The organism is Paenibacillus sp. FSL R5-0345 (assembly GCF_000758585.1).
Classification (GTDB): domain Bacteria; phylum Bacillota; class Bacilli; order Paenibacillales; family Paenibacillaceae; genus Paenibacillus_AQ.
In genome coordinates, this window is sequence record NZ_CP009281.1 from 873839 (window position 1) to 899989 (window position 26151).

21 protein-coding genes, 15 tRNA genes and 1 rRNA gene are annotated in these 26151 nt (G+C 44.4%); 25 read left to right on the top strand and 12 right to left on the bottom strand.

The genetic code is table 11. From position 1 onward, the window contains the following. Positions 1 to 12: 12 nt before the first annotated feature. The 17 genes from rrf (at position 13) to R50345_RS03890 (ending at position 2263) form a co-directional block, all read left to right on the top strand. Positions 13 to 129 (top strand): 5S ribosomal RNA (gene rrf, locus R50345_RS03810). 57 nt (positions 130 to 186) lie between these two features. Continuing rightward, positions 187 to 263: transfer RNA gene (locus R50345_RS03815), tRNA-Ile, on the top strand. Positions 264 to 266: 3 nt separating this feature from the next. Next, positions 267 to 342: transfer RNA gene (locus R50345_RS03820), tRNA-Asn, on the top strand. Between the two features lie 5 nt (positions 343 to 347). Then, positions 348 to 440: transfer RNA gene (locus R50345_RS03825), tRNA-Ser, on the top strand. A 130-nt stretch (positions 441 to 570) separates the two neighbouring features. Next, positions 571 to 642 (top strand) — tRNA-Glu (locus tag R50345_RS03830). A 6-nt stretch (positions 643 to 648) separates the two neighbouring features. Continuing rightward, positions 649 to 724: transfer RNA gene (locus R50345_RS03835), tRNA-Val, on the top strand. A gap of 17 nt (positions 725 to 741) precedes the next feature. Continuing rightward, positions 742 to 818, top strand: a tRNA-Met gene (locus tag R50345_RS03840). A 72-nt stretch (positions 819 to 890) separates the two neighbouring features. After that, positions 891 to 967: transfer RNA gene (locus tag R50345_RS03845), tRNA-Met, on the top strand. A 25-nt stretch (positions 968 to 992) separates the two neighbouring features. Beyond that, a tRNA-Asp gene (locus R50345_RS03850) sits at positions 993 to 1070 on the top strand. A 16-nt stretch (positions 1071 to 1086) separates the two neighbouring features. Continuing rightward, positions 1087 to 1161, top strand: a tRNA-Gln gene (locus R50345_RS03855). 7 nt (positions 1162 to 1168) lie between these two features. Then, positions 1169 to 1244, top strand: a tRNA-Lys gene (locus R50345_RS03860). Positions 1245 to 1259: 15 nt separating this feature from the next. After that, positions 1260 to 1343 (top strand) — tRNA-Leu (locus R50345_RS03865). Positions 1344 to 1349: 6 nt separating this feature from the next. Further along, positions 1350 to 1424 (top strand) — tRNA-Gly (locus tag R50345_RS03870). Between the two features lie 8 nt (positions 1425 to 1432). Then, positions 1433 to 1509: transfer RNA gene (locus R50345_RS03875), tRNA-Arg, on the top strand. Between the two features lie 30 nt (positions 1510 to 1539). Next, positions 1540 to 1613 (top strand) — tRNA-Pro (locus R50345_RS03880). A 12-nt stretch (positions 1614 to 1625) separates the two neighbouring features. Next, a tRNA-Gly gene (locus R50345_RS03885) sits at positions 1626 to 1696 on the top strand. 102 nt (positions 1697 to 1798) lie between these two features. After that, the gene (locus R50345_RS03890) at positions 1799 to 2263 is read left to right on the top strand and encodes a YdeI/OmpD-associated family protein (protein ID WP_042124249.1); all 465 of its coding nucleotides are present in this window, start codon (positions 1799 to 1801) and stop codon (positions 2261 to 2263) included. A gap of 102 nt (positions 2264 to 2365) precedes the next feature. Here R50345_RS03890 and R50345_RS03895 read toward each other — a convergent pair whose 3' ends face one another. After that, positions 2366 to 2821: a GreA/GreB family elongation factor gene (locus R50345_RS03895; RefSeq protein WP_042124251.1), complete on the bottom strand. Its 456-nt coding sequence runs from the start codon at positions 2819 to 2821 to the stop codon at positions 2366 to 2368. A 398-nt stretch (positions 2822 to 3219) separates the two neighbouring features. Here R50345_RS03895 and R50345_RS03900 point away from each other — a divergent pair, with 398 nt between their 5' ends. Next, positions 3220 to 3414 (top strand): sporulation protein Cse60, encoded by a 195-nt coding sequence (locus R50345_RS03900; protein WP_042124253.1) that lies wholly within the window; start codon positions 3220 to 3222, stop codon positions 3412 to 3414. A 191-nt stretch (positions 3415 to 3605) separates the two neighbouring features. Here the strand turns inward: R50345_RS03900 and katA are convergent, their stop codons facing one another. Continuing rightward, positions 3606 to 5060, bottom strand: coding sequence for a catalase KatA (gene katA, locus R50345_RS03905; RefSeq protein ID WP_042124255.1), 1455 nt, complete (start codon positions 5058 to 5060; stop codon positions 3606 to 3608). Between the two features lie 254 nt (positions 5061 to 5314). Further along, on the bottom strand, positions 5315 to 6928 hold the full coding sequence (gene glgP, locus R50345_RS03910) for an alpha-glucan family phosphorylase (protein WP_042124258.1): 1614 nt from the start codon (positions 6926 to 6928) through the stop codon (positions 5315 to 5317). Between the two features lie 258 nt (positions 6929 to 7186). Between glgP and rbsK the strand changes: the two genes are divergently transcribed. Continuing rightward, on the top strand, positions 7187 to 8122 hold the full coding sequence (gene rbsK, locus R50345_RS03915; protein ID WP_231574037.1) for a ribokinase: 936 nt from the start codon (positions 7187 to 7189) through the stop codon (positions 8120 to 8122). Between the two features lie 46 nt (positions 8123 to 8168). After that, positions 8169 to 8933 carry a type I 3-dehydroquinate dehydratase gene (aroD, locus tag R50345_RS03920; protein WP_042124262.1) on the top strand — a complete coding sequence of 255 codons (765 nt, stop codon included), beginning with the start codon at positions 8169 to 8171 and terminating at the stop codon, positions 8931 to 8933. 74 nt (positions 8934 to 9007) lie between these two features. Here the strand turns inward: aroD and R50345_RS03925 are convergent, their stop codons facing one another. From R50345_RS03925 to bglX, 4 genes are all read right to left on the bottom strand, one after another. Continuing rightward, a complete protein-coding gene (locus R50345_RS03925) occupies positions 9008 to 9799 on the bottom strand; it encodes a MerR family transcriptional regulator (protein ID WP_231574039.1) in 792 nt (263 codons plus the stop codon). Positions 9800 to 9911: 112 nt separating this feature from the next. Then, complete coding sequence (locus R50345_RS03930; RefSeq protein ID WP_042124264.1) at positions 9912 to 10664, bottom strand: 3'-5' exonuclease; 753 nt, start codon at positions 10662 to 10664, stop codon at positions 9912 to 9914. A 194-nt stretch (positions 10665 to 10858) separates the two neighbouring features. Then, positions 10859 to 11827: a metallophosphoesterase family protein gene (locus R50345_RS03935; RefSeq protein WP_042124266.1), complete on the bottom strand. Its 969-nt coding sequence runs from the start codon at positions 11825 to 11827 to the stop codon at positions 10859 to 10861. A gap of 30 nt (positions 11828 to 11857) precedes the next feature. Then, on the bottom strand, positions 11858 to 14017 hold the full coding sequence (gene bglX, locus R50345_RS03940; protein ID WP_042124268.1) for a beta-glucosidase BglX: 2160 nt from the start codon (positions 14015 to 14017) through the stop codon (positions 11858 to 11860). 591 nt (positions 14018 to 14608) lie between these two features. On the opposite strand from bglX, the gene R50345_RS03945 reads away from it, so the two are divergent. The 5 genes from R50345_RS03945 (at position 14609) to R50345_RS03965 (ending at position 20150) form a co-directional block, all read left to right on the top strand. Beyond that, on the top strand, positions 14609 to 15544 hold the full coding sequence (locus R50345_RS03945; RefSeq protein ID WP_231574041.1) for an ABC transporter permease: 936 nt from the start codon (positions 14609 to 14611) through the stop codon (positions 15542 to 15544). 28 nt (positions 15545 to 15572) lie between these two features. Further along, positions 15573 to 16469, top strand: a complete 897-nt coding sequence (locus R50345_RS03950) for a carbohydrate ABC transporter permease (RefSeq protein ID WP_197069743.1) — start codon at positions 15573 to 15575, stop codon at positions 16467 to 16469. A gap of 77 nt (positions 16470 to 16546) precedes the next feature. Beyond that, on the top strand, positions 16547 to 18127 hold the full coding sequence (locus R50345_RS03955) for a DUF3502 domain-containing protein (RefSeq protein WP_042124270.1): 1581 nt from the start codon (positions 16547 to 16549) through the stop codon (positions 18125 to 18127). A 68-nt stretch (positions 18128 to 18195) separates the two neighbouring features. Then, a complete protein-coding gene (locus R50345_RS03960) occupies positions 18196 to 19224 on the top strand; it encodes a LacI family DNA-binding transcriptional regulator (protein ID WP_197069744.1) in 1029 nt (342 codons plus the stop codon). Positions 19225 to 19262: 38 nt separating this feature from the next. Beyond that, positions 19263 to 20150 (top strand): sugar phosphate isomerase/epimerase family protein, encoded by an 888-nt coding sequence (locus tag R50345_RS03965; protein WP_042124274.1) that lies wholly within the window; start codon positions 19263 to 19265, stop codon positions 20148 to 20150. Positions 20151 to 20231: 81 nt separating this feature from the next. Here the strand turns inward: R50345_RS03965 and R50345_RS03970 are convergent, their stop codons facing one another. From R50345_RS03970 to R50345_RS03990, 5 genes are read right to left on the bottom strand one after another with little or no spacing between them, the layout of a single operon-like run. After that, entirely contained in the window at positions 20232 to 21014 is a 783-nt protein-coding gene (locus tag R50345_RS03970; RefSeq protein ID WP_081390062.1) for a spermidine synthase, read from the bottom strand. After that, positions 20986 to 22485 (bottom strand): response regulator transcription factor, encoded by a 1500-nt coding sequence (locus R50345_RS03975; protein ID WP_042124276.1) that lies wholly within the window; start codon positions 22483 to 22485, stop codon positions 20986 to 20988. The genes R50345_RS03970 and R50345_RS03975 overlap by 29 nt, the downstream gene beginning before the upstream one ends. Next, positions 22486 to 24339: a sensor histidine kinase gene (locus R50345_RS03980; protein WP_042124278.1), complete on the bottom strand. Its 1854-nt coding sequence runs from the start codon at positions 24337 to 24339 to the stop codon at positions 22486 to 22488. It abuts the gene before it with no gap. Positions 24340 to 24369: 30 nt separating this feature from the next. Further along, positions 24370 to 25203: a carbohydrate ABC transporter permease gene (locus R50345_RS03985; protein ID WP_042124279.1), complete on the bottom strand. Its 834-nt coding sequence runs from the start codon at positions 25201 to 25203 to the stop codon at positions 24370 to 24372. Positions 25204 to 25205: 2 nt separating this feature from the next. Beyond that, the gene (locus R50345_RS03990) at positions 25206 to 26099 is read right to left on the bottom strand and encodes a carbohydrate ABC transporter permease (RefSeq protein ID WP_042124281.1); all 894 of its coding nucleotides are present in this window, start codon (positions 26097 to 26099) and stop codon (positions 25206 to 25208) included. Positions 26100 to 26151: the final 52 nt, after the last annotated feature.

Here is a 26151-nt window from a genome sequence, read left to right on the forward strand (position 1 = left end):
CTGTAATGTCCGTTTGGTGGCGATAGCGGAGGGGTTCCACGCGTACCCATCCCGAACACGACCGTTAAGCCCTCCAGCGCCGATGGTACTTGGACCGAAGGGTCCTGGGAGAGTAGGACGCCGCCAAGCGGACAACCACATTACCCGTGGTATTTTTTTTGCCCTTAATATTCGTATGTCTTAAAAGGGCCTTTAGCTCAGCTGGTTAGAGCGCACCCCTGATAAGGGTGAGGTCGGTGGTTCGAGTCCACTAAGGCCCACCATATTCCCTGATAGCTCAGTTGGTAGAGCACTCGACTGTTAATCGAGTTGTCACAGGTTCGAGTCCTGTTCGGGGAGCCATTTATGGAGAGGTGTCCGAGTTTGGCCGAAGGAGCACGATTGGAAATCGTGTAGGCGCCACAAGCGTCTCGAGGGTTCGAATCCCTCTCTCTCCGCCATGAATTTACTTCCCTGTTAGGGATGAGAAGCCTAGGTGGTTCGTTGAAGCATAAGCTTCGTTAGGAATGCTTCGCAATCTCGATCGTAGTGAGAGTATCCCTCTCTCTCCGCCATAAAGTTTATTAGCATGGCCCGTTGGTCAAGGGGTTAAGACACCTCCCTTTCACGGAGGTAACATGGGTTCGAATCCCATACGGGTCATAACATGGAGGCTTAGCTCAGCTGGGAGAGCATCTGCCTTACAAGCAGAGGGTCGGGGGTTCGATCCCCTCAGCCTCCACCATATTCATTTAAGAACGACGCGGGGTGGAGCAGCCCGGTAGCTCGTCGGGCTCATAACCCGAAGGCCGCAGGTTCAAATCCTGCCCCCGCAACCAAATTTTCCTTAAGCATGATGTTTTGGGACTAGCTGGCGTAGTGTAAATGAATAGTATATACTTATTAAATGACGCGGGGTGGAGCAGCCCGGTAGCTCGTCGGGCTCATAACCCGAAGGCCGCAGGTTCAAATCCTGCCCCCGCAACCAATTTACATTTATGCATTATGTCTGTGGAACCGTGGTGTAGTTGGCCTAACATGCCTGCCTGTCACGCAGGAGATCGCGAGTTCGAATCTCGTCGGTTCCGCCATTTAGTTAATTATTGTTGGGGATTAGCCAAGCGGTAAGGCAACGGACTTTGACTCCGTCATGCATAGGTTCAAATCCTATATCCCCAGCCATTTATGAGAGCCATTAGCTCAGTTGGTAGAGCACCTGACTTTTAATCAGGGTGTCGAAGGTTCGAGTCCTTCATGGCTCACCATTATTTTTAAAGTGTGCGCGTGTGGCGGAATGGCAGACGCACCAGACTTAGGATCTGGCGTTTCACGACGTGGGGGTTCAAGTCCCTTCACGCGCACCATATTTTGCGGAAGTGGCTCAGCGGTAGAGCATCGCCTTGCCAAGGCGAGGGTCGCGGGTTCGATTCCCGTCTTCCGCTCCATAATTTTTGCGCCCTTAGCTCAGCTGGATAGAGCGTTTGACTACGAATCAAAAGGCCGGGAGTTCGAATCTCTCAGGGCGCGCCATTTTTATTACTAAGTCATTACATGTTTTGACGGGATGTAGCTCAGCTTGGTAGAGCACCTGGTTTGGGACCAGGGGGTCGCATGTTCAAATCGTGTCATCCCGATTTTATACCTTTGCGGGTGTAGTTCAATGGTAGAACTTCAGCCTTCCAAGCTGATAGCGTGGGTTCGATTCCCATCACCCGCTTATAATTAAGAAACACCTGTCTATTATAGGCAGGTGTTTTTTTGTATAGTTACATTCATATGGATACAATAGAACTTAGGGCTTTTAGTTGAGGAGGTAGCTATGTTTGAATTCGAAGCTAAATTAGTGCGACCTGATGCAAGTGGGAGCTGGACTTATCTTAACGTCCCTTTTGATGCCGAACAAATATTTGAAACAAAGTCCAGGGTACAGGTAAAAGGAACTGTAAATGGAATCCCCTATAGAGGAACGCTTATGCCCCATGGAAACGGAAAGTATTTTATGGTGGTAAAGAAAGAACTACGGGATCTAGCCAAAGCTCAACCTGGTGATATTGTGCGTGTGACGATGGAGCAGGATCATCAATTACGAGAGGTAGAAGCTCCAGAGGATTTACTTGATGCGCTGAGTAGCCATGAGCAGGCAGAAGCTTATTACAACGGTCTGGCTTATTCTTATCAGAAGGAATATGTATCTTGGATCGAAGCGGCGAAAAGACCTGAAACCAGAGCATCTCGTATCGAGAAATCAGTTAGCAAGCTCGCAGATGGATTGAGGCTAAAATAAAAATACGAATAATCGATGCAAGGTATGAACATAAGAACAGCGTCCCTTTCCCGTCATAAGGAAGAGGACGCTGTTTACGTTGGTGGATATGCGTGGGTTGGCTTAAATAAGAACGGCTACCTCACCACAATTCACAAACTTAATACTTTCGATCATTACCGACAGTTCACCTGAAGGTATGGCTAACTGGCATGTGCTACCGATCTGAGCTAACAGTAGCTGCATGCCAATAGGCGAGAACATTGAAATCTTGTTATCATTGGGTTCAGCCTGGTTTGGAAATACGATGGTGTAGGTATCTGTAGTATTGTCGTCTAAGTAACGAAGCTGAAGCTGACTTCCAATCAATACGAGTGAGTTCAATTCTTCTCCATTAAAACGGGATAGTAATTGTTCCAGCTCGGAGCAATAACGGGACAGCAACGTTTCAGCATGGCTTCTTTGTTTACTTCGTTCCGGGAAATATTGATTTAGAAATGCGATTTTTTCCTCATCAAAATATATAAGCTGCTGGACCAATTGTGTCCTTGAGCCTTCATAAATTAGACTATGGTTCATAGTAGATTTCACCCCCTCTAAGTAGCACATTCTTTGCAAATTTGTTATGACGCGTTGCCATATTAAAATCCCTCCTATACAAATAGAGGTCCCCTAGAGGGAACCTTCTGATCAGTATAACAGCTTCTATATGTAAATCCAATCCATTTTGTAAAGGCAATTAATTCTTACTAAATATTGTATTTAAAACGTTTGACTATTACATATTTGGGTGCTATGATAGGCTGATGTTATAGGCATTTCGTAGAAAACTGCGGAATGCCTATACTATATTTCGATGATGTTTTTACATTAATGTTACCAGGGGAGTGATACGCGCCATGTACATTTCGTTGAGTTTACCTATAGAATCTAGACATAAAAATTAACTAATAAATTTATCAAAAGGAGAGATCAGGATGATTCAAGTAAAAGAGTTTGTAGATGCGGATAATTCGTATGCTGAGAATAAGGCAAATGAGTTCTTGGCAGGGCTGCGGGAGGAACAGATTGTGAATATCTGTTATGGTTCGATAGTTAAATCTTCACGTGATGGGGCAGAGCATCAAAGAAGCACAATACTGGTCGTGTATAAGACAAATGAAAGGCAATAACTGGAATACGTTTTTTTCATGCTTATCGGTTGTGTCCACGCTGTGCATCGTGATCGTTCTTATGTATTATATGTTTAGCTAATTAGCCCCTAAATTGGAATACTTAAATCGATAACTTTTCCTACAAACAAAGAGGACCTTTCCCATTATGGGTAAAGGTCCTCTTTGTTTGTATAAGTGCATTTACAGTCTTACACTCCGTCTGGGACAGATAATCCTAAACCGGATGCGACACGCTGTCCCAATTCTGGATCAGCTTTATAAAAATGTACAATTTGACGAAGTTTAATATCGTTACTTTCAACGGGTGTCATAGCGCCTACGATATTTTGAACAAGACGGGTACGTTCTTCTTCACTCATCAGGCGATACAAGTCACCAGGTTGTGTGTAATGATCATCACTATTATAGGAGACACTGTCGGCATCTCCAGATACTTCGAATGGTGATGTTTTGTACTGTGGTGCTTCTTTAGGTCCACCTAAGCTGTTAGGCTCGTAATAAGCACCTGATCCGCCATTGTTGCCGAGTGCCATACCGCCGTCACGTTGATAGTTCTTCACTTCTACCTTTGGACGGTTGATAGGCAGGCTGTTATGGTTAGGTCCTACACGGTGACGGTGAGCATCGCCGTAAGCAAACAGTCGACCCTGTAGCAATTTATCAGGAGAAGCTTCAATACCAGGGACGAAAGAGCCAGGAGAGAACGTAACTTGCTCTACTTCCGCGAAGTAGTTCTCTGGATTGCGATCCAATACCATGCGGCCAACCTCAATTAATGGATAATCCTTTTGTGACCATACTTTGGTTACATCAAATGGATCAAAGCGGTAAGTCTTTGCATCTTCGATCGGCATAATCTGTACGTAGAGCTTCCACGCAGGGAAATCTCCTTTATCAATAGCATTGAACAAGTCCTCTGTATGATAATCTGGGTTCTCCCCAGCGATTTTGGTAGCAAGTTCTGGATCAAGATTCTTAATCCCTTGTTCTGTTTTGAAGTGATATTTCACCCAGACGGCATTGCCTTCGGCATTTACCCACTTGAAGGTGTGGCTTCCGAACCCGTGCATATGTCTCAGCGTAGCTGGAATTCCGCGATCTGACATCAAAATCGTAACCTGATGTAGAGATTCCGGTGATAAAGACCAGAAGTCCCAAACCGCATTAGGGTTCTTTAAGTGTGTCTGTGGATCACGCTTCTGTGTATGAATAAAATCAGGGAACTTGATTGCATCACGAACGAAGAATACAGGTGTATTGTTACCTACGAGATCATAGTTTCCTTCTTCGGTATAGAATTTCACAGCAAAACCACGAGGGTCCCGTACAGTATCAGCAGAACCTAGCTCACCAGCTACCGTTGAGAAACGGATGAACAGAGGTGTACGCTTGCCTACCTCAGACAAGAAATTTGCTTTTGTATATTGGGTCAAATCTTGAGTGACCTCAAAGTACCCATGAGCGCCAGCGCCTTTAGCATGAACGACGCGTTCAGGAACACGTTCTCTGTTAAAGTGGGCTAATTTCTCAAGCAGATGAACATCTTGCAGCAAAGTAGGACCGCGATCACCGGCTGTCATTGAGTTTTGATTGTCGCCTACTGGAGCACCCCAGCTGGTTGTAAGATTATTATTGGAGCTCATTAATAGAATCACCTCGTAAGATTTGATTTTAGATTTAGTATAAGTTCTATATTAATGTTTTTTGGAGAAAATGCAATACTTTTTGAATAATTGGCACATTACAGTATGTGGTAATCGCCGTCATATTCAGAAGTATATGATAGATCTAGTGATTAATTGCTAACCAGAATTAAAAAAGAAACAGCGTGCCTCTACCATCGCTGGAGGGGTACGCTGTACTTTTTTGAAAGAAAGATATCCGTTTTCTACACTTATTATTTAATATACATTCTGTTGTAATATTCATCTAGCATTCGTTTGGTGGCAAATTCGGTACGAGTCGTTTCAATACTCTTCTTCATCATTTGTACCCACTTGTCCTGATTCTCGTAATAGGTAGGGAGTACACGATTTAATAAGGTGTCGTATAACGCATCACTATCATGCTTATCCAGAACCTCGAAGTCGGTTGTCTCAAAGCCGTCTCCAATCTGCCAGCCATTCTCGCCATCTATACAGGCTTCCGGCCACCAGCCATCTAGTATGGAACAGTTCAATACGCCGTTCATAGCTGCTTTCATCCCGGAGGTTCCGCTTGCTTCCAGCGGTCTACGCGGATTGTTGAGCCAAATATCAGAACCGCGCGTCAGCTGTGCTCCGATAGTCATATCGTAGTTCTCCAAGAAGACAACACTTTTCGGATATTTTTTCATCATCGCCACTAGATTGCTGACAATTTTTTTGCCGTTATCATCGAGCGGATGGGCTTTGCCAGAGAAGACGATTTGTATTTTTCCAGACTCCAGATAAGGCTCAATAATTTCCGGCTGCGAGAAAATCAGGTCACTACGTTTATAAGGAGCAGCTCTGCGTGAGAAGCCAATGAGTAGATTGTCAGCATTTAGACTAATGCCGGACCGTTCTTTGATAAAATCAATCAGTTCACCCTTAATTTCTTGATGTACTGCCCATAGATCGCCATTTTCTTCATAGGCTTGCGTGATTCTTTCATCTACCCAAGTAGGGGTATGAATAGCATTAGTAATACCAATGATGTCCGATCGTCCAGCAACCTCTTTCCACATTTTATTAGCTGTATCCGCATGAAGCTGCGCTACTGCATTAGATATGCGGGAGAGTCGCAGACCGGCAACCGTCATGTTGAACGGATCACCACCGATTCGCTCCATCTGCTCGCGGCTTAAACCATTGAATGCACTCATGTACTCTAGACGATCTAGCGGATGGGTTTCGTTGCCTTCTTTTATCGGCGTATGTGTAGTGAACACAACCTCTTCCCGAGTAGCTTTCCAAGCTTCCTCAAAGGTGTTGCCTCCTGACATTTTCTCACGGATTAGCTCGATGGCTGCTAAGGCTGCATGACCTTCGTTGAAATGATAGACATCAATCGGAATTCCTAGCGCACGCATAGCTTTGACTCCACCGATACCCAGTACGATCTCTTGTGCGATTCGTTCCTCGCCAAACCAGCCGTACAATTGTCCGGTAATCCAGGCATCATTATTCTCGGGGATATCCGTATCCAGTAAATACAACGTGCTGTTGCCAAAATAATCAGTCTTCCATACTTTGCACACCACATCGGTCTTTCTGACTTTAACGGTTACCTTAACCCCTGTATCTTCTAGAAAATCATAAACATAATTGTGATAGGAGTCGTACGGATTTCCGTTCGCATCAATCTTTTGGTCCGTATAACCTTGTTTCCACTTCAGCCCAATAGGGATGATAGGAGCGTTGATATCTTTGGCTCCCTTAATGTAGTCACCGGCAAGAATTCCAAGCCCTCCGGCATACATTTTGAAATCGGAATGTAACCCGTACTCCATACTGAAATAAGCTACTGATGGTAATTTTTGTTCGTTCACTTGATAAGCCTCCTAATCGCGGATTAGATTGAATTGCAGTAAAGCTGCTGGCATTATCTACGATGCAAACGTTTGCTCAAAAAACAGTCAACAATCGTTGTGGAAGCGATTGCACAACATTATTCTAGCACACTTTATCTGTGAAAGCATAACGTCGATTTGGTGAAAATAGCCAATTAGGGGCAAAATCGACGGAAGTGATTGATAAAGTGAAGGGAAGACCCTAAGATAAAGAGATTGAAGAAATAATTAATGGTGGTGTCTAAGTTGGGTATAGTTGTGATTGGAAGCTTAAATATGGATATGGTAGTACGTACGAACCGGGCACCGAATGCAGGAGAAACACTTATGGGACAAGCATTTTCTCTATCTCCCGGTGGAAAGGGAGCGAATCAAGCCGTTGCTGCAGCCCGTCTAGGTGCTGAGGTTAGTATGATCGGCAGCGTCGGAAAAGATACCTTTGGAAGCGAAATGCTGGAGATTATTAAGCAAGAGGGTATTCATATAGAGCATATCTCGGTGAGCGAAACTGAGGCAACGGGCGTAGCCTCAATCGTTATTGAAGAAGATGGAGAGAATCGGATTATCGTTGTACCCGGAGCGAATATTGATCTATCTGTGGACGATATACAGGCGTTAGAGTCTGTGATTAGCCAGGCTGAGATGATTGTGATGCAGCTTGAAATGGAACTGGCGATGAGTGAGCATGCTATTGCTATTGCACATCGTTATGGAATTCCGGTCATTCTGAATCCAGCACCAGCAAGAGTGCTTAAAGATGAGATGCTGGGTCAAGTATCGTATCTGACTCCTAATGAGACTGAAGCGGGGATTTTGACTGGAATGACGGTAGATAGTTTAGAGACTGCTGAACAGGCGGCCCGTATTTTGCTGCAAAAGGGTGTTAAGAACGTTATCGTTACCTTGGGATCTAAAGGTGCATTAATCGTTAATGCTGAGGGTGCTAAGTCAGTTCCGGGATTCCCGGTCAAGGCGATAGATACGGTTGCTGCGGGAGATTCATTCAATGGGGCATTAGCCCAGCAATTGGTTTTAGGCAAAACGTTGGAAGAAGCTGTAAGCTTCGCTAACGCTGTTGGAGCACTGGCTGTAGGGAAAGAAGGCGCAATCCCATCGCTGCCGAAGTTATCAGAGGTTGAACAGTTTCTAAAACATGTATCGGTAGTAGAATAAACAAGTACAGAATCTATAGTAGATGACTGGATAAGGGGCTGAAATTATGAGCAGAACAGTAACTGTTAAAAATGTAATCATCGGCGAAGGAATTCCTAAAATATGTGTTCCGTTGATTGGAGCTACCTTGTCTGAATTGAAACAGGAAGCCGAAGCGTTGAAAGAACTGAGTCCCGATTTGGTGGAGTGGCGGACGGATTTTTTTGATGAAGTTGAAGACGTAGAGGCGGTTAAGTCAGCGTTAAAACAAATTCATTCTGTAATTCCGGAGTTACCACTGATTTTTACTTTTCGGAGTGCCAAAGAAGGCGGCGAAAAGCAGGTCAGCACGGAATATTACATAGCGTTGAATATAGCTGCTGCCGAAAGCGGATTAGCAGATATAATAGATGTTGAATTATTCAATGAGGAACAGAATGTGAAGTTACTAGTCGAGACTGCTCATACTCATAACGTGGCTGTCATTATATCGAATCATGATTTTCATGGAACACCTTCTCAAGAGGAGATCATCTCGCGGCTATGCAAGGCACAGGAGCTTGGCGGAGATTTGCCCAAAATCGCGGTGATGCCTCAGGATGCGGGGGATGTACTGACATTACTAGAAGCTACCCATAAGATGAAAGAACAATATGCGGACCGCCCGATTATAACGATGTCCATGGCGGGAGCTGGGGTAATCAGCCGTTTAGCCGGAGAAGTTTTCGGTTCAGCGCTAACCTTCGGAGCGGCGCATAAGCCTTCTGCACCCGGTCAGATTGCTGTGGTTGAGCTGCGCAATGTACTGTCGCTGCTGCATCGCAGTCTATAGGAGTTATTGCAAGGTTCCGAATAATAGAAATAGAGCGGCAACCGGATTTCCGATGTCGCTCTATTTCTATTTCATTATTTTGTTCCCGTGTATACGTGAACAGCATCCCTTAAGAAAGCAGCAAGTCCAGGGCTCCGCTTGTCATAATACTTGGTAAAACGCTCATCATCAACATACATTTGCGCAACACCAGCATGCGCCTCTTTGGAATAGGAATCCCAGTAGAAGGAGAGCCACTGGCGGTGCAGGTCAGCACTTTTTTGCGCCAATACACTGGCAGGATCTCCATGCTCCATTGCCTGCACTAGCGTCTCGAACATCTCCTCCTCAAGCTGCTGTATAGTCGCATATTGCTCCTCTGTCATGCCTTTAAGCTTCTTGTTGGATTGATCCACGGTGCTGTCCCCGTATTTCTCCCGAATTTCTTGACCGTATTTCTTCTCGTTATCGTCTACCAGCTTTTGCTTAAAGCCTTCGAATTTTTCAGCGTCACTCATGGTCATTCTCCCTTCTTGGTGAGCCAGCGTCTGTTCGACGTTAGCAATTAATAGGTCTAATTGATGTCTCTTTTCAAGCAGCTTGTCATGATGATCCCGTAGCGCCTTGGCCCCGTCGAAGGACGGTTCGGTCATTATAGCTTTGATTCGTTCCAGGCTTAAGCCGAGCTCTCGATAAAATAAAATTTGCTGTAGTAGATCTACTTCGGCACGGCCATAGATACGATACCCCGAGGAGTTGATTCTCGCCGGCTTAAGAATGCCAAACTCATCGTAGTAGCGCAGGGTTCGCGTGCTGATTCCAGCTAGCTCTGCGAGCTTCTGTACTGTGTATTCCGTAGTATCACCTCCTACAAACTCAATGTACACCTTTACGTAGCGTGAAGGTCAAATGTTTTTTTAGCGTACCCAAAACAGCGGCAGTTACCCGCTGAAGATCATTGGGAAGACTGCCGCTGTTATAGTTTGCTGATGTTTGAAGTTATTTTTGACCCATCTGCGCCGCAAAATAATTCTGTAATTCCTCTAATTTCCGAGGATCGGTTAGGGTGGTTTTGTCTGAGAAGTAGTGTTCAAGAACAAGGTCCCAGGTTGGCACTATTTTTTGTGAGTTCATCGCTTTAATGGCGATTTTGACCGTCTTGCGTTCTTTGGCATTAGAGAAGGTATCTACGTAATGCTGTGAGCGCTCGAAATCCAGATCCTTAAATACAGCACGGAAGATCTCCGAAGTCATCTTTGCATCATCCAGTGCTCGGTGAGCAGATCCAGACGGCTCAAGTTCAAACAAAGCCATCGCGCTTTCCACGCTGACATCATTGCTTAGGCCGCGAGCCCGCAGTACACCCTTCAGTAAATCAAAATACGTTGCGGACATCCAGTAGGAATCGTCCATTTTATGCATGCGCACATCCTGAATGATACGCTTCATGTCCTCGCCGCCCCAAGTTAGTAGCAGAACTCCATCTGTACTTAGATCAAGCCACTCTCTAAAAGCAGTGATGACTTTCGGGAAGCGGGGTGCAATATCGATTTCCTCTTGGGGAATCCCGGTTTTTTTCTTAATAAAAGAATTAAGGGTAGAGAAATATATGGGTTTGATCAAGGAAGAGAATTCATCCTTATACTGCAATGAAGAGTCTAACCGGACAGCTCCAATCTCAATGACCTCCATAGGGTGCTCGCTGGCAAACTTACGGCCGTTGAATTCGATGTCCAGAATAATATAATCCACAGGTACTTGCCTCCGTTCCATGACTGACGCTGTAGTGCTTAATACGTCGACTACTCTATTTTAACAAAAAAAGCGATGTAATGGGGAGTATGGGAACAAGCTAATATTGGAACATAAAAAAGAACCTGCACTATGCGGGTTCTTTCTATAACTATAAATGAGCAAAGATGATTGCAGACAATAAAGTAAGACGATTAATGCTCTGGAACGGAAGCAGGTTCAGGCTGATGAATTGGCTGTTCCAGCAGGACAGATCCATCTTCAAGACGAAGCCAGGTATCGAAGTCTTGGGTGCCTTGGGTCAGTCTGATGACGCGTGCGCCCCGCATAAAGCCTTCTTTTCCATAAGTATTGTAGCCGGTAGCACGGCCATAGGAAAGACGTATGCCATACAGGCTGCCCGTAAAATCATTGATATGGTCATGTCCGCAGAAGGTGCCCAGCACATCACCCATTTCAAGCAAAGCCGAGAATAATCCCGAGTTAACCTCAGGTGAGCATACACGCTCATACTTATACCCATGACAGACTTGTGTAGACCAGACCTCACGATATTCGGGAATCGGGATATGGAAGAAAGCTAATGCAGGCAGCCTGTTCTCAGCAGTTTTAGGATTCAACCGAGCGGATTCAGCAGTTAGCCAGTTAATCTGATTCCGGCTAACCCAATTGTAGCCAGGGATATGCTCCATCTCGGAGTAGCTGCCGGAGTCAACAAAATAAAGGACAGCGGCTGCTTGGCCATCCTGATCTTTTATTTCAAGTGTGTAATTGCCTGAGCCTTCAAGTTCCTCTGGACCGGCTTCGGCCAGACAGTGGGGATGTTCCAATGCAATCTGCATCAGTTCACTGCGGGAAATCAGAGTTTCTGTATCATGGTTGCCAAATACGAAGGCCCAAGGGGTACCTGTTTTCTCAACAGCAGCGACAGCATCCCGAAATGCTTGGGCAGGGTCTTCACACGCCTGTTCACCAGGTGAGACAGGGGCAGTGTAAATCAGATCTCCCGTGAAGACCACAAGATCAGGTTGTTCCGCTTCCAGAACGCGTTCCATCAGTTCCCGAGTACGCTGATCTTCGGCTCTTCCATCCATCCAGTGAAGATCAGTGAACTGTACAATTTTCAAGGTTCCATCTTGCTGAAATGATAAGCTGTGTCTCATTGGGGGTATCTCCCTTACTGTGTAATATTGTTAGCCGATCCAGATCCGCTGTGTGAAATGATCTCCGGAGTTTCTACCAATCATAATATCAAATTCTCCGGGCTCGTAGACCAATTGATCGTCTTTTCCGTAGAACATCAGCATATCTCTAGTGATCTCGAAAGAAACCACTTGTTTTTCATGCGCTGCGAGTGTAATTTGCCGGAAGCCCTTCAGTTCTTTGACAGGGCGAACGACACTTGCGCTGACGTCGTGGATATAGAGTTGAACGGTTTCCTTACCGTCGATGTCTGAAGTATTCTCCACCTCAATGGAGGCAACAATCCGATCGGCAGCATCAACATTGAAGTTGCTGTAATCAAAACTGGAATAGCTCAGACCATAGCCAAAGCAGAAGAGAGGGTCATTAGGGCAATCCAGATATCGAGTTACATATCGTACATTGGGATATAGGGGATCATAGGGACGCCCCGTCTGATAGGCATTGTAATAGATAGGAATTTGTCCAACCGAGTAAGGGAAGCTCATAGATAAACGACCGGATGGATTATAATCTCCGAACAGCACATCAGCTAGTGAGTTTCCGGATTCTGTACCCAGAAACCAGGCTTGCAGCAAAGCGTCGCTGGCCTCAAGAACAGGTTTTAGTTCCAGTGGTCGGCCGCTAAATACAATGGTAACAATCTTTTTGCCAGTATCTTTCAAACGCCAGATCAGCTTCTCCTGATTGGTCGACAAGCGCAGATTGGTTTTGCTTCCGCCTTCCCCGGTATCCTGCTGATTCTCACCTACAGCAGCGAGAATTACATCGCAATCCTTCAGGCGCTGGAAGGCTTCTTCGATTTCATCCTCTACATCAAAAACACCCTCCAGCATGCTTCCCAGCTCACCAGTCATGGCCGTAATAATATCTGCGGCAGATGTTTTTTGAGAAATGCCGTTGTAGAGTGATACGGCCGGGTCTTTTTCCGTTCCAGACCAGCCGCCCAGCACATGAATAGAGGTAGCGAAGGGACCAGCCAATCCAATTTTCATACCACGTTTAAGGGGCAGAGCGTCATTATCATTTTTCAGCAGTACCACTGAGCTGGCACCCAGCTCTCTCGCTGCTTGTAAATTCTCCGTGCTCGGCGTGGGCGCCTCATCTACTAACGGGTCTGCATCCTTGAACGGATTGTCAAACAAGCCGAGGGCATCCTTAAGTTCTAGAACTCGGATAACGGCTTCATCGATCAAAGAGACATCCAGCTTGCCTTCCTCGACCAGACCGGCACCGTGGTTTAGATAATGGGTGGACATCATTTCAATATCAAGTCCTGCAGCTATACTTTTCTCCGCTGCTTCACGGCCATCCTCAGCTGCACCATGAGGGATTAGCTCATTGACGGAATTGAAGTCGGCAATGGTAACGCCGTTGAAGCCCCATTCCTCACGCAAAATTCCCCGGAGAAGTTTGGAATTACCGCTTGCTGGTATGCGGTCAATCGTATTGAATGCGGCCATCACCATGGCTACACCAGCATCTACAGCAGCTTTATAGGCTGGTAGATAGAACTCACGTAATACGCCGAGGGACATATCGACCGTATTATATTCTCGACCGCCTTCGGGAGCGCCGTAACCGGCGAAGTGCTTCACACAGGCAGCGATACGACCTTTTTCATTTAGGTCTTTGCCCTGATAGCCTCGTACCATGCTCTCAGTTACACGGGCATTCAGATAAGGATCCTCACCGGATGTCTCCATCACCCGTCCCCAGCGCGGATCGCGTACGAGATCTGTCATAGGTGAGAAAGTGAGATGGATGCCGGCAGCTGCGCTCTCTTTGGCTGCAACTTCAGCAAATCGCTCGCAAGCTTCCATATCAAAGCTACAACCTATCGCAAGCGGGATCGGAAGAATTGTTCTGTAGCCATGAATGACATCCGCCATGAAGAGCAGAGGAATCTTCTGACGACTGGCTTGCAAATGCCGGGTCTGCAGATCAATCACATTTCTAGCTCCAATACCATTCAGAACACTTCCTATGTTCTCCATCACCTGTGGCTGAATGTTCAGTTCTTTAAATGGGCCGGTTAAATCCACGGTATCATCCAAACCCCAATAGTGAGGGCCTAGCTGGGTTAATTGGGCCAGTTTTTCTTCCAGAGTCATATCGTTCACAAGATCTTGGATAAAAGATTTAGTCATGGTTAACACCTTCCTCGTGAGCGCATTGATAGTTATTGTGACAATTAGATGTGCTATACCAATAAGAAAGCGCTTGCGATTTCTGTTCGCCGCTGCTTTAAGCGGGAGAGGATTCCGAGTAAAGGATAGCTTTCAATACCCTGTTCCGTGTGCATACGCAGATTAATATTATTGGATGAGACATGTAATAGATCGGTACGGGGAGTTCAACGTCAGACGTCATAGATAGAGGCTGACATGTTTATGAAAGAACAGATAGAAACGTTTCCATAAACGATACATATCGATCTTAGTCCGAAGGCCATAAAAAGTCAATTATCTTCGTGAAATCGGCCGATTCATTATATTTAGGTTGTAAAATGTGATTTTTATTACTAGAAAAACAAAAATAAAATGAATTGACAGCGCATACATCTAGGGAGTATGATTTTCGTACAGGGAGTTTCAAAGAAATTATGGAAACGTTTCTATATCATCCGATACGCTTTATCATAAAGGATGAGCAATCAGTTTTAAGCTGGTTGCGGGACAGGAAAGGAAGCTAAGTTATGCATCTGACGAAATGCATTTTTCAAATTGGAGGTGGGCTCATTGGCAAGAATTAAGCTTGCGGGTGGAAATATTGTCCGGGAAGTCATTAAGAACAAAGTGCTTTTTCTAATGTTGCTGCCTGTAATCCTATACTTCATTATTTTTCACTATGCGGTAATGCCTGGCGCTTACGTCGCATTCGTAGATTACAAGCTCAATAAGGGTATTTTCGGTAGTAATTTCATTGGCCTTAAGAACTTTGAGTTCCTGTTTCAAAACGGTGATCTCTGGAATATTACCAAAAATACACTACTCTACAATGTTGTATTTCTTGCCTTGGGGAATATTATTCAAATCGTTTTCGCCATTATGTTATCTGAAATAGCAGGTAAGTGGTTCAAGAAGATAACGCAGTCCGTCATTCTTCTTCCAAACTTTATCTCAATGGTTATCGTCGGTGTATTTGCCTACAACTTGTTCAACTTCAACTCAGGTTTTATTAATACGATGTTTGTAAGCTTGGGGTTAGATCGTTATGAATTTTACTCTGACCCTGGGATTTGGAAGTATATCATTGTTGCCTTTAAGATTTGGGCTGGAACTGGATACGGTATGATTGTCTATTTGGCAACCATTACAGGAATTAATCATGATTTGTATGAGGCGGCCTATATGGATGGGGCTACGACGTGGCAGCGGATTCGCTACATGACTCTTCCAATTCTGAAGCCTACTTTTATTCTATTGCTGTTGTTCGGATTGGGTGGCATTCTTAAAGGCTCCTTCGACCTATTCTACAACCTGATTGGTACTAACTCCGTGCTGTATCCGCAGACGGATATCATTGATACCTATGTCTTCCGTTCATTAGTGGGGCAATTCAACTTCTCCATGGGTGCGGCAGTCGGCTTCTATCAATCCTTATTCGGTCTGATTCTGGTACTGGTGATAAACTTTATTGTTCGTAAGGTCGAACCAGACAGCGCATTATTCTAAATTCAGAAACGAAATAGGGGTGATATCAGTGGAACAATCAAAAATCAAGCAGGATTCTGGCAGTATTCTCATTAAAGCGGTCAGCTATCTCTGCATTACAATCTTTGCACTATTTTGTGTATTTCCTTTTGCATTAATGATCTCTTCCTCGTTCATGAATGAACAGGAAATTGTCCGTGAAGGCTATAAGCTCTGGCCAAAGGAATTCTCAATAAAGGCTTATGAATTGCTGTTAAATAACTCTGGCAAACTAGTAAGTGCTTATCAGGTTACGATTTTTATCACCGTAGTAGGTACGGTACTTGGACTATTCATGATGTCAATGGCTGGGTTCGTACTTAACCGAAAAGATTTCAAATATCGTAATTTCTTCTCCTTTATGATTTACTTTACAACGCTTTTCAGCGGTGGTTTGATTCCAACGTATATCCTGATGGTCAAACATCTTCATATGAAGGACAGCTTATTCGCCATGATCCTTCCGGGTGTAGTGGGCGCTTGGTCCATCTTCCTAATGCGTAACTTTATGAAAGCTATTCCGGATTCTCTATATGAATCCGCTACAATTGACGGCGCCGGTGACTTCCGCATCTATTGGCGGATATTCATTCCACTAGCAGTTCCATCCTTAGCTACGATTGGATTGTTCTCGGCACTGGGCTTTTGGAATGAATGGTATAACGGAATGTTGTATATCGACGATCCGACGAAGTATCCGCTTCAATACTTCTTGCAGCGAATGGTCAATCAGGCGAATCTCGGAGCGCTAGTCAATTCGGGGGCGGTAATCAATACTGCTGATCTTCCGACGCAATCCATTAAAATGGCTACAGCTGTGCTAGCTACTGGACCTATTATTCTTCTATATCCATTTGTGCAGCGTTACTTCGTAACAGGCCTCACAATCGGGGCAGTAAAGGGTTAATGGACGTTTCCTTTTCATAGGGCGTTTATTATAAATCAAGCAATCATTATTAACAGAAAAAAAGGGAGGTTTACCTAATGAAAGGTAAAAAAACGGCGTCTTCTTTACTAGCTGTCCTAATGCTTACGGGGGCACTTACAGCTTGCTCATCATCCAAAGACAATGCTTCTAGCAATGATGCAGCAGCTACTAAATCACCAGAAACATCTGCTAACAATACAGGAGGAGTCGATACTTCCAAAGAAGCTAAGCTGACGTACTACTTGTGGGGCAGTGAAGGTGTTCAAAATAAGGCGATTCTAGCTGAGATTAACAAAAAACTCAAGGCAGATATCAATACAACTTTAGAAATTAAATATATCGACTGGCCAGATATTGCAACGAAATATCCATTGCTATTTGCTTCTGGTGAAACATTTGATTTGTCACATGCTTCTCCTGGAGCACCGGTAAACTACTATACATTAGCAAGTGAAGGTGCATTGGTAGACATTACTGACATGCTCGACAAAGTTGCTCCTAAGCTGAAGGCAGAAATTCCAGCAAGTGTGTGGGAAAATACGAAGGTCAAAGGTAAAATCTATGGTGTTCCGAGTCTTTATAGCGAATATACACCAAGCGGTTATGCTTATCGTGTAGACTTGCTGAAAAAATACGGCATGGAAAAAATTGCATCTATCGACGATATGGTTAAATACATGGACAATGTAGTTGCCAATGAATCATTCCCACCTATTAATGGTAAAGCTGAAGATGCACAAAATATGTTCAGAATGCTCGTAGATACTACTGGTCAGTGGCTTAATGCACCAGGGATCTCAACAAATGAAATCAATTTAGTGACTAAGAGCGCAGAGGACTACAAAACAGTGTTCTCTCCAGCCTACACCCAAGAATTCGAAGATTGGGCTGTGAAGATGCGTGAATGGGCAGACAAGGGATACTGGGGCAAAGATGTACTGTCCTCATCACTTGGAAGCAAGGATAACTTCAGAGCAGCAAACTCCGCGGGTTACTTGACTCATACTCAGGACTGGCTCGGTCAATATGGCGGGGATAAGACGGCACTACCAGAGGTAGAAACTGATTTCTATACTTTTGCAGAAGCTAACAAGAAGATTAAACGTAAAATGGGTGTTGATAACTCTACCGTAATTAGTGTCAACTCTGAGAATCCAGAGCGTTCTTTGATGGTAATCGAGAAGTTCATGACTGACGAAAGCTACTACAACCTCATCCAAAACGGTATTGAAGGTAAGCAATATGTCATGGAAGATGGAGTTAAAAAGCAGCCTGCAGGCTTCAACGAAAAAACAGACGGCGGAGGTTTCGCTGCTTGGTCACTTCGTAATGACAAATTCGTAGTTCCTACGGACACAGAGAACCCAATCCGTAACTCTCTGTTCGCAGAGTGGGATAAAGTGGCTATCAATGATCCATACAACGGCTTTACTTTCGATCCAGCGAATGTAACTACAGAAATTGCTTCCATCTCCAACGTGAATTCCCAGCTTGGTATTCAATTGATGCTTGGTAAAACAAGCAAAGATCCTAAAGCTGCTGTAGCGGATTACCGTGAGCAACTGAAAAAAGCAGGAATTGACAAGGTTATTGCCGAAGTAGAAAAGCAATTGGCTGAGTTTGTTCCGGTGAACTAAAGAACGTTAAAAGGTGTGAGGGAGCTATAGTTTCATATAGCTCCCTTATTCATAAGTGGGGGAGTATAGTGGACGTAAATATCAAGGATATCGCGCGGATTTCCGGTGTGGGCATCTCGACGGTTTCCAGGGTCATCAACAACAAGGGGCTGGTGAGCAAGGCTACACGGGAAAAGGTTCTAAATGTTGTAAAGGAATATAATTACATTCCCAATTCGAATGCAAGAAATTTAAAAACTACGGAGTCTAAGAACATTGCACTTATGGTCAAGGGGATTACGAATCCGTTCTTCTCCAATATGATCAAAGAAATCGAGCGCCAGGCTAATCTGCGAGGTTATCCTTTCCTTATTCATCAGGTAGAGGACGGTACGGATGAAATCAATGCGGCGATTCAGCTGATCAAAGAAAAAAATCTATGCGGGATCATCTTCATGGGGGGAACCTACAATCATTCCGAAGAGAAATTCAAGCAGCTGACGGTTCCGTTTGTACTGACGACGATCACCTCCACGCAAGAGGTAGACCCGGATATCTTTTCTAGTGTCACCATTAATGAATTGAAAGAAGCATATAAAGCCACCAATTATTTGATCTCACTTGGGCATGAGAATATTGGTTTTCTAGCCAAGTCCCCACTGCTGGATGAAACTACAGGGAACCGGCGATATTTGGGCTACAAAAAAGCACTGGAAGAACATAATCTGCCTTATGATCCACAGCTGGTAGAGGATTGTGAATACAGTCCTAGCTCGGGATTTGATGCAGCACGAAGACTGCTTAAAAGGAATAAGGGAGTAACCGCAATATTTGCGGCTTCTGACACGATTGCTATCGGTGCTGCCAAAGCTGTACTTACCGCGGGGTTGTCTATCCCGGATGATATTTCAATCATTGGCTTTGACGGAATTGAGATGGCTGAATATTTTCATCCTTCACTCGATACGATCAGCCAACCGGGTACAGAAATGGCCTTATCTAGCGTGGGCGTCCTGTTTGATCTTATTTCTGGACGATCAGGCCATCAGCATATTGTCTACGATGCGGTATTGCTCAAACGAGGCTCTTGCAAGATGCTCAAAACACTTAAGGTATAATACTGGCTATAAACGCTATCATTGGAGTGGTAACCCAAATGCAAGACACATTAAGAATAGGTACTCTAGTTCGTGGCGGGGAGGCCGTCGCCGTTATTCCGCAAATTGTTCAGCATGGGTTTGAGTCCTTTAACTTGAACTTTTGGCAGACCACCGGTGAAACCAATCTTGTAGAAACAGCTGCACGACTTAGGGAACTGGCTGCTGAACATGATTTTGTCATCTCTTCTGTTGGGATTTATGGCAATCCACTATCAGGAACAGGCGACAACGCTGACACACTCGCCAGCTGGGAGCGGCTGATTGATCATGCGCATTTATTCGGCACAGATATTATCGGCGGATTCACCGGACGTCTTCCAGGTTCTTCGATTGACGAGTCGATTCCGAGATTTGCAGAGGTGTTTAGTGAATTGTCCAAAAGAGCAGCCGATCGAGGCTTAAGAATTGCTTTTGAAAATTGCTCTATGGGTGGAAATTGGCAGGCCGGAGAGTGGAACATTGCTCATAATCCTTTAGCCTGGGAGAAGATGTTCAATGCGGTTCCAGCAGATAATTTAGGTCTGGAATGGGAACCGTGCCACCAGCTGATCGGTCTGATTGATCCGATTCCGCAGCTACGAAAATGGGTGGATAAGGTATTCCACGTACATGGCAAGGATGCCACCATTGCTTGGGATATCGTCAAGGAATATGGGATTCACGGACCTAAGTCTTATGTGTGGGATCGGACACCTGGCTTTGGAGATACGAATTGGGTGGATATCATCACGATTCTGCGCCAAGCCGGCTATAAGGGAACTATTGATATTGAAGGCTGGCATGATCCTGTCTATCAAGGTGAGTTAGAAATGACTGGACAAGTGCATGCGCTAAATTATCTGAAGTATTGCCGAGGTGGCAGTTTTGTCCCTAATCCGGTGTAAAGGATATCAGATAGTAACAGCCCAAAAATGACCTCAACATCCACAATGAAGTGGAGGATGAGGTCATTTTTAATATATACTTTAATCCCGAATAAGATATCCTTGCCCAAGCTGGATTTCATTAAAGCCTGCCATGTGGCGAGCTTGAAAGCGAATCGGCTTAAATCCACCTATAATAATGATGTTTTTGATATCCGCAGCCCCTTCTGAAGCCAGCGCAAAGGATTTGATGTAGGTGAATTCTTCCGCAAGCGTGGTATGAATCGCGTTAATGTGAGGGTCATTTTCTCCTTTTCCCATAAGATTCATAAGGAGATACCCTTCGGCATTCAGTTTTGAATACGCGATGCTGAAAAATTCACTGGAGATTAAATGTCTCGGTGTACCTGCGGCGGTGAAAGCGTCCAAGATGATGTAATCATATTTCTGGTGTTCCTCACCTTCAAGGATCTGACGTCCGTCACCGATCACTACGTTATCTTGTGTGTATCCGAAATAGCGGCGGCTTAATTCGACTACTTCACTGTCCACCTCAGCAACTTTGAATCTTTTGTCTAGAAAATACCCAGCAATCGTTCCAATCCCATGACCAATAAGAAAGGCATCCTCGAAAAAGGGAGCGTTAATTTCCATCAAGTGAATAATGGCTCGCGGATACTCAAACACAACTCGTTCCGGGTGATTGAGATCCATTGCACCTTGAATGGCCTGATTGGAAAACTGCATGACGCGGAACATACCTTTTTCACCATATAGTTCTGTTGTGTCATAGACGGTGATTGTTTCATGATTATCGCTACTCGTGTGAAGCTGTGACTGCAAGTGATCAATCTCCTTATACGATAGAAATTCGTTTATATTCATTGGGTGTAACACCGACTACACGTTTAAAAAGCTTATTGAAGTAGGCAGGATCGCCATATCCAACTTCTGCACCAATCTCGTGAATCTTTAGGTCAGGGGCATTCTTGAGCAGATGCTTGGCTTTACGCAGCCGGATTTCCGTGATGTAGTCCGTTAAAGTAAGTCCAGTCTCTTGTTTGAACAGCTTACTTAGATAGCTTGGTGTCAAAAAAACCATATTCGCCAAGGTGTTTAGATCCGCATGTTGATTATAGTTGGCTGATATCCAGCGCTTTATGGTTTCTACAGCTGTACCGGACATCTCTAGGCGATGGGCTCTGATCTCAAACAGAATGCTAGAGAATTGGTCGGTGAAACCACGCTCAATTTCACTGAAGCTCATACTGGACGCGATGCTTTCATCCAGCCCGAGAGGGCGAGCATCTTTGTAGAGGGTCTCGAATTCCTGCAGTTCTTTCTGCGCAGATTCAATAACCCATCCACAGACACGGAGAATTTGATCGGGCGCAGCTTGTTGTGATCTCAGTACTGAGAATAAGCTATGCACACGTTCTAAGGCACCCTCCATATTCAGAATCTGCAGATCATGGATTAAGGGTTCCTTGATCGCATTAAAAGGCTCTAGAATATTTATCTCAGGCTGTCGAATGTCCTGAATATTCACATAATGCAGTCGATCTGGATTATAAATACCGACACTGCAGGCTAACTTAGCATCTAGATATGCTTGTCTAAGCTTGGTGGTATCATTATATGAACGGCTAGCACCTATATGCAATATCATACCATTGGCAGAGATACGGATCCTGTCACCCATGTCATTCCAATCGCTGTTTGAGAGTGGCTTTGTAGAATACAGGATACAGACGTGCAGACCATTCTGAATCTCTAAGCTGTCGATGCTAAATGTCCTCTCTTGCCTCAGACTGTCTACACAGAAACAGACGGTCTCTCGGGGTCTTCCTTTGAACACAAAGACCGAGAAATAAGGCTGGGGCAAGATAAGACTCGACAACAGCAAGGGGGAAGGGGGCTCATCGACTTGAAGTAGGGTCAGCAAGAGACCAGAACGGTGACGTACCTCCTTGTCATGAGAGAACTGTTGCTCTTCCTCCAATTGATAAAGCAGCTCGAATAGTTGCTCCTTATCGATCGGCTTTAATAAGTAGTCTACTGCAGAGCTGCGTATGGCTTCTCTGGCATAATTAAATTCAACAAATCCACTCATCAGAATGGAGCGGATTTGAGGGTGACTGGTTTTTAACTGTTTAATTAATTCCAAGCCGTTGATTTGCGGCATACGAATATCAGTAATCACAGCATCAAGTTGAAGTGAAGGTAACTCGTCAAGCAAGTGTTTCCCATCGGGGTAGGTGCCGATGACCAGGAATTCAGTGTTTTCTTTGCTGATCATTCGGGCTAGACCTTCGCGGATCAGGATTTCATCGTCAACAATTGCAATTCGCAGCAATCAGAGCATCTCCTCTCCGTAATTCATGTCATCTTCACTATGCGTAGTGAAGGTAATGTCCTCAATGCGTAGCGTAACACGAGTACCCACTCCGAGCGTGCTCTCTACAAGGAGCCCGATTGAGCTGCCGTAATGCAGGCGGATTCTCTCATTCACATTTCGTAGACCAATACCGAACATTTCACTTTCAGTCCCATTTTGCAGACTATTATTTAAGGATCGAAGGGTAGCTTCATCCATCCCGATCCCATCATCTTCTACACAGAATACGACTTTTCCATGCTCACTCCATGCGGTGATGCGCAAGGTACCGAGCCCTACTTTTTGATCCAAGCCATGAAAGACCGCGTTCTCCACAATCGGCTGAAAGACAAGCTTGATTACAGGAAAATGTAAAAATTTCTCGGGCACATCAATGTCTAGACTAAACTTATCTGGGAACCGGATTTGCAGCAGATGATAATAATTTCGTACATGATCCAGCTCTTGTCTGATCGTAACGGCTTCTTCGCTTCGGACAATACTGTAACGCATCTGAAGTCCAAGCAAATAGGTAAGCTTCGCTACACGTGGGTCATCATTACTCTCTGCCAGCATACGGATAGACTCCAGCGTATTATAAATAAAATGTGGATTGATCTGGTTCTGAAGTGCTCTCATATCGGCCTTTTGCTTACGCTTCTCGGTGAGGGATACTTCCTGCAGCAGATCCTTGACCCTTATGATCATTCGATTAAAATGACTGCCGAGCATTCCGATCTCATCATTGTATTTGGAGTGCTGCCAGACATCCAGATTACCGTGCTGTACCCGTTTCATTAGACGGACTAAAGATTTAAGAGGTTTGGTCAGCGCATGTGAGATAATCGTCGCAACACAAAGTGCAAAAGCAATAATGATCAGTGTAGTCAATATAAGAGCATTGCGATTCTTTTGTACAGGTGACAGGATACGGGCCAAAGGAATCGTAACCATTGTCGTCCAACCTGTCTGTTTCGAAACGGTATACACTGCAAGATAAGACTGGCCATTGATTTCTATTTGAAAATGATCCTGTTGCTGATTCACATGCTGCAGCAAAAGCTGCGTGTTCAGACTTTGCTCCTCGCCAGCTTGCATCGAGTCTGCGGACTCTTCACCGGCATAGATCAGTTCTCCGTTATTATCTACAATTAGTGTATTGCCTTGCGTTACCGCATTTACGGGATCGATGATCCCCTTAAACAAGTTGATGTCTACATCAAATACGAGAATTCCTATATTATCTAGCGTGCTTACAGAATTAATGGTACGAAGTACACTAATAACCTCTCTATGGAGATTGGAGTTTACACGAATCGTATGTTTGCCTTGAATGACAGGAGCGGCCCCAGCTTCTTCACTTAAGGTCCTCCACTCAGCTAATCGTTCCTCAGGATATAGCTCGTGAATTCCTGGGACTCTATCATAAAAAACAGAACCGTATTGATCCACCATGTACACGGCGATGATCTCTTCCTTCGTATGCTTCAAGTAGCTCAGGAACATCGCCATGCCAGTATTTTTATCCCAGTCGGTATTTTGCTGAGTAAGGTAGAATTGTACATCGGTATTATACAGCGGCAGCGCAGTATATCTTTTTAGATCGGCGACATAACGGTCAATGGTATCAGAGGCGTTCGATGTCATTTGGTTCGCGCTTTCCGTTGCATTCACAAGAACAGAATTAAACATGGAGCGGGAGGACAAATAACTAACATAAGTGATTGGAAGCGAGATCAAAAAGATAAATACGACGATCAGTTTCCGCTCCATCGGAAGATTGGCAAGGAACAACCACATTTTACGTAAGACTAGCCGGATGAATGATACCATTTGCGTTGTCCTTTCTTAAAGTGAGCTTCCTTATTTAACTGCACCGCTGGTTACGCCTTCAAAGATATAACGTTGTAGGAAGAAATATAGAATTATTGTTGGAAGTAAGATAAGTAGAATGGCCGCACAGATCAAATTCCACTCTCCTGAATTGACCCCCTGAAAACGCATCAGTATCGTCGTAACTACGCCCAGGCTTTGTTTTGGCATATATAGATAAGGGATGTACATGTCATTATAAATACTAATCGTCTTCAAGATAATCAAAGTAGCTGTAGCCGGCGTCAATAGTGGGAAAATAATCGAGCGATAGATTTTGAAAAGAGATGCGCCTTCAACCATCGCATTCTCATCGAGATCTACGGGAATATTACGGATAAATTGCAAATAAAGAATAATTTGAATCACATCTGCTCCGATGTAGAGCACGATAGGTGCGCCGAGCGTGTTATAAAGCCCCATGCTTTTGATGATACCAAAAGTCGCTACTTGTGTCGTGATGCTTGGAATAATAGTGGCTATTAAATAAGCACCGAAGACAACAGGTTTTAATTTAAAAGAGAAGCGACCCAGTACAAATGCTACCATAGTTCCAAATAGAATGTTCAGAATTAAAGTAATAGCAATAATAATTAACACGTTACCAAAGCCGTTAAGTAGACCCCCACGCTGGAAGACTGCAATGAAATTATCAAAGTTTAAAAAGCTTGTCGGCAACGCCATGGAGCTACTGCTGTTGAATTCATCAGTTGATTTGAAGGCGTTTACGATTACAACATAAGGAGGAAAGAGTACGACAAATACGCCGATTATCAGCGAGAAGTATTTAATAAAGTCTGTGAAGCGAAACTTGGAGTGTGTCATGTCTATTTGTCTCCTCCCCGGCTAAGAACTAGTTGTTGAATTAACAGTACGATAACGACAAAGAAGAGCAGGATAATACTCATGGCAGAAGCGAGACCATAGTTGTTGTAAGCAAATGCAGTATCCACAACTTTCTGAACGTAAGTTTCGCTGGCACCTGCAGGGCCGCCCTTGGTCAGTACGAAGGGGAGATCGAATACTTCCAGTGCCCCGGTGACGGTAAGAAATAAGTTGAGCTGGATGACTGGCTTCATATTGGGTAAAGTGATTCTCCAAAGCGTCTGAAAAGGTCCGGCACCATCGATCTTTGAGGCTTCATAGATATCGTTTGGTATGGCCTGCAAAGAGGCGATGTAGATGACCATGTTATAGCCCATGAAACGCCAAAATCCTGTGGACGCCAGAGAGTAGTTGACCAGACCTTCTGTTCCGAGCCAGCTGGTCTGTCCTAGTCCGGTTAGACCGATGCTATTCAGGAACATGTTCAATGAGCCGTTAGTAGTGTCAAAGACATAACCAAACATAAAAGCAACGGCAACCCCGTTCATGATGTAAGGAAGGAAAAGTAAGATTCGGAATGCATTTTTACCTTTGAGTTTACTATTCAGAACAACTGCAAAATAAATGGCGACAATGTTCTGAATAATTCCCATAGCGAAATAAGCAAAGTTATGTGTAAATACTTTGAAAATATCAGGATTAGAAAAGACCTCGCGGTAATTAGCAAGACCAACCCAAGGTTTCTCAGGGCTATAGCCATCCCAGTTGGTAAAGCTGTAATAGATCAGCTTAAGCGCTGGATAATACGTAAACGTCGCAAGGAGCAACAATGGGATCGTGAGGAATGATACGATGATTATCATTTTCTGTTTGTTATAGGAAAGTGTTCCGAACATCGCTAGCCCTTCTTTCATAAAAGCTTGATATGGAAAGGCAAAATGGATTATC

Bases quoted from the DNA above. Each gene is read 5' to 3' on its own strand.
- R50345_RS03900 (WP_042124253.1), top strand. From the start codon at position 3,220: ATGATTCAAGTAAAAGAGTTTGTAGATGCGGATAATTCGTATGCTGAG.
- R50345_RS03935 (WP_042124266.1), bottom strand. From the start codon at position 11,827: ATGAGACACAGCTTATCATTTCAGCAAGATGGAACCTTGAAAATTGTA.
- R50345_RS03980 (WP_042124278.1), bottom strand. From the start codon at position 24,339: ATGGTATCATTCATCCGGCTAGTCTTACGTAAAATGTGGTTGTTCCTT.
- katA (WP_042124255.1), bottom strand. From the start codon at position 5,060: ATGAGCTCCAATAATAATCTTACAACCAGCTGGGGTGCTCCAGTAGGC.
- R50345_RS03990 (WP_042124281.1), bottom strand. From the start codon at position 26,099: ATGTTCGGAACACTTTCCTATAACAAACAGAAAATGATAATCATCGTA.
- aroD (WP_042124262.1), top strand. From the start codon at position 8,169: ATGAGCAGAACAGTAACTGTTAAAAATGTAATCATCGGCGAAGGAATT.
- R50345_RS03895 (WP_042124251.1), bottom strand. From the start codon at position 2,821: ATGAACCATAGTCTAATTTATGAAGGCTCAAGGACACAATTGGTCCAG.
- R50345_RS03890 (WP_042124249.1), top strand. From the start codon at position 1,799: ATGTTTGAATTCGAAGCTAAATTAGTGCGACCTGATGCAAGTGGGAGC.
- bglX (WP_042124268.1), bottom strand. From the start codon at position 14,017: ATGACTAAATCTTTTATCCAAGATCTTGTGAACGATATGACTCTGGAA.
- R50345_RS03985 (WP_042124279.1), bottom strand. From the start codon at position 25,203: ATGACACACTCCAAGTTTCGCTTCACAGACTTTATTAAATACTTCTCG.
- R50345_RS03970 (WP_081390062.1), bottom strand. From the start codon at position 21,014: ATGAATATAAACGAATTTCTATCGTATAAGGAGATTGATCACTTGCAG.
- R50345_RS03965 (WP_042124274.1), top strand. From the start codon at position 19,263: ATGCAAGACACATTAAGAATAGGTACTCTAGTTCGTGGCGGGGAGGCC.
- R50345_RS03955 (WP_042124270.1), top strand. From the start codon at position 16,547: ATGAAAGGTAAAAAAACGGCGTCTTCTTTACTAGCTGTCCTAATGCTT.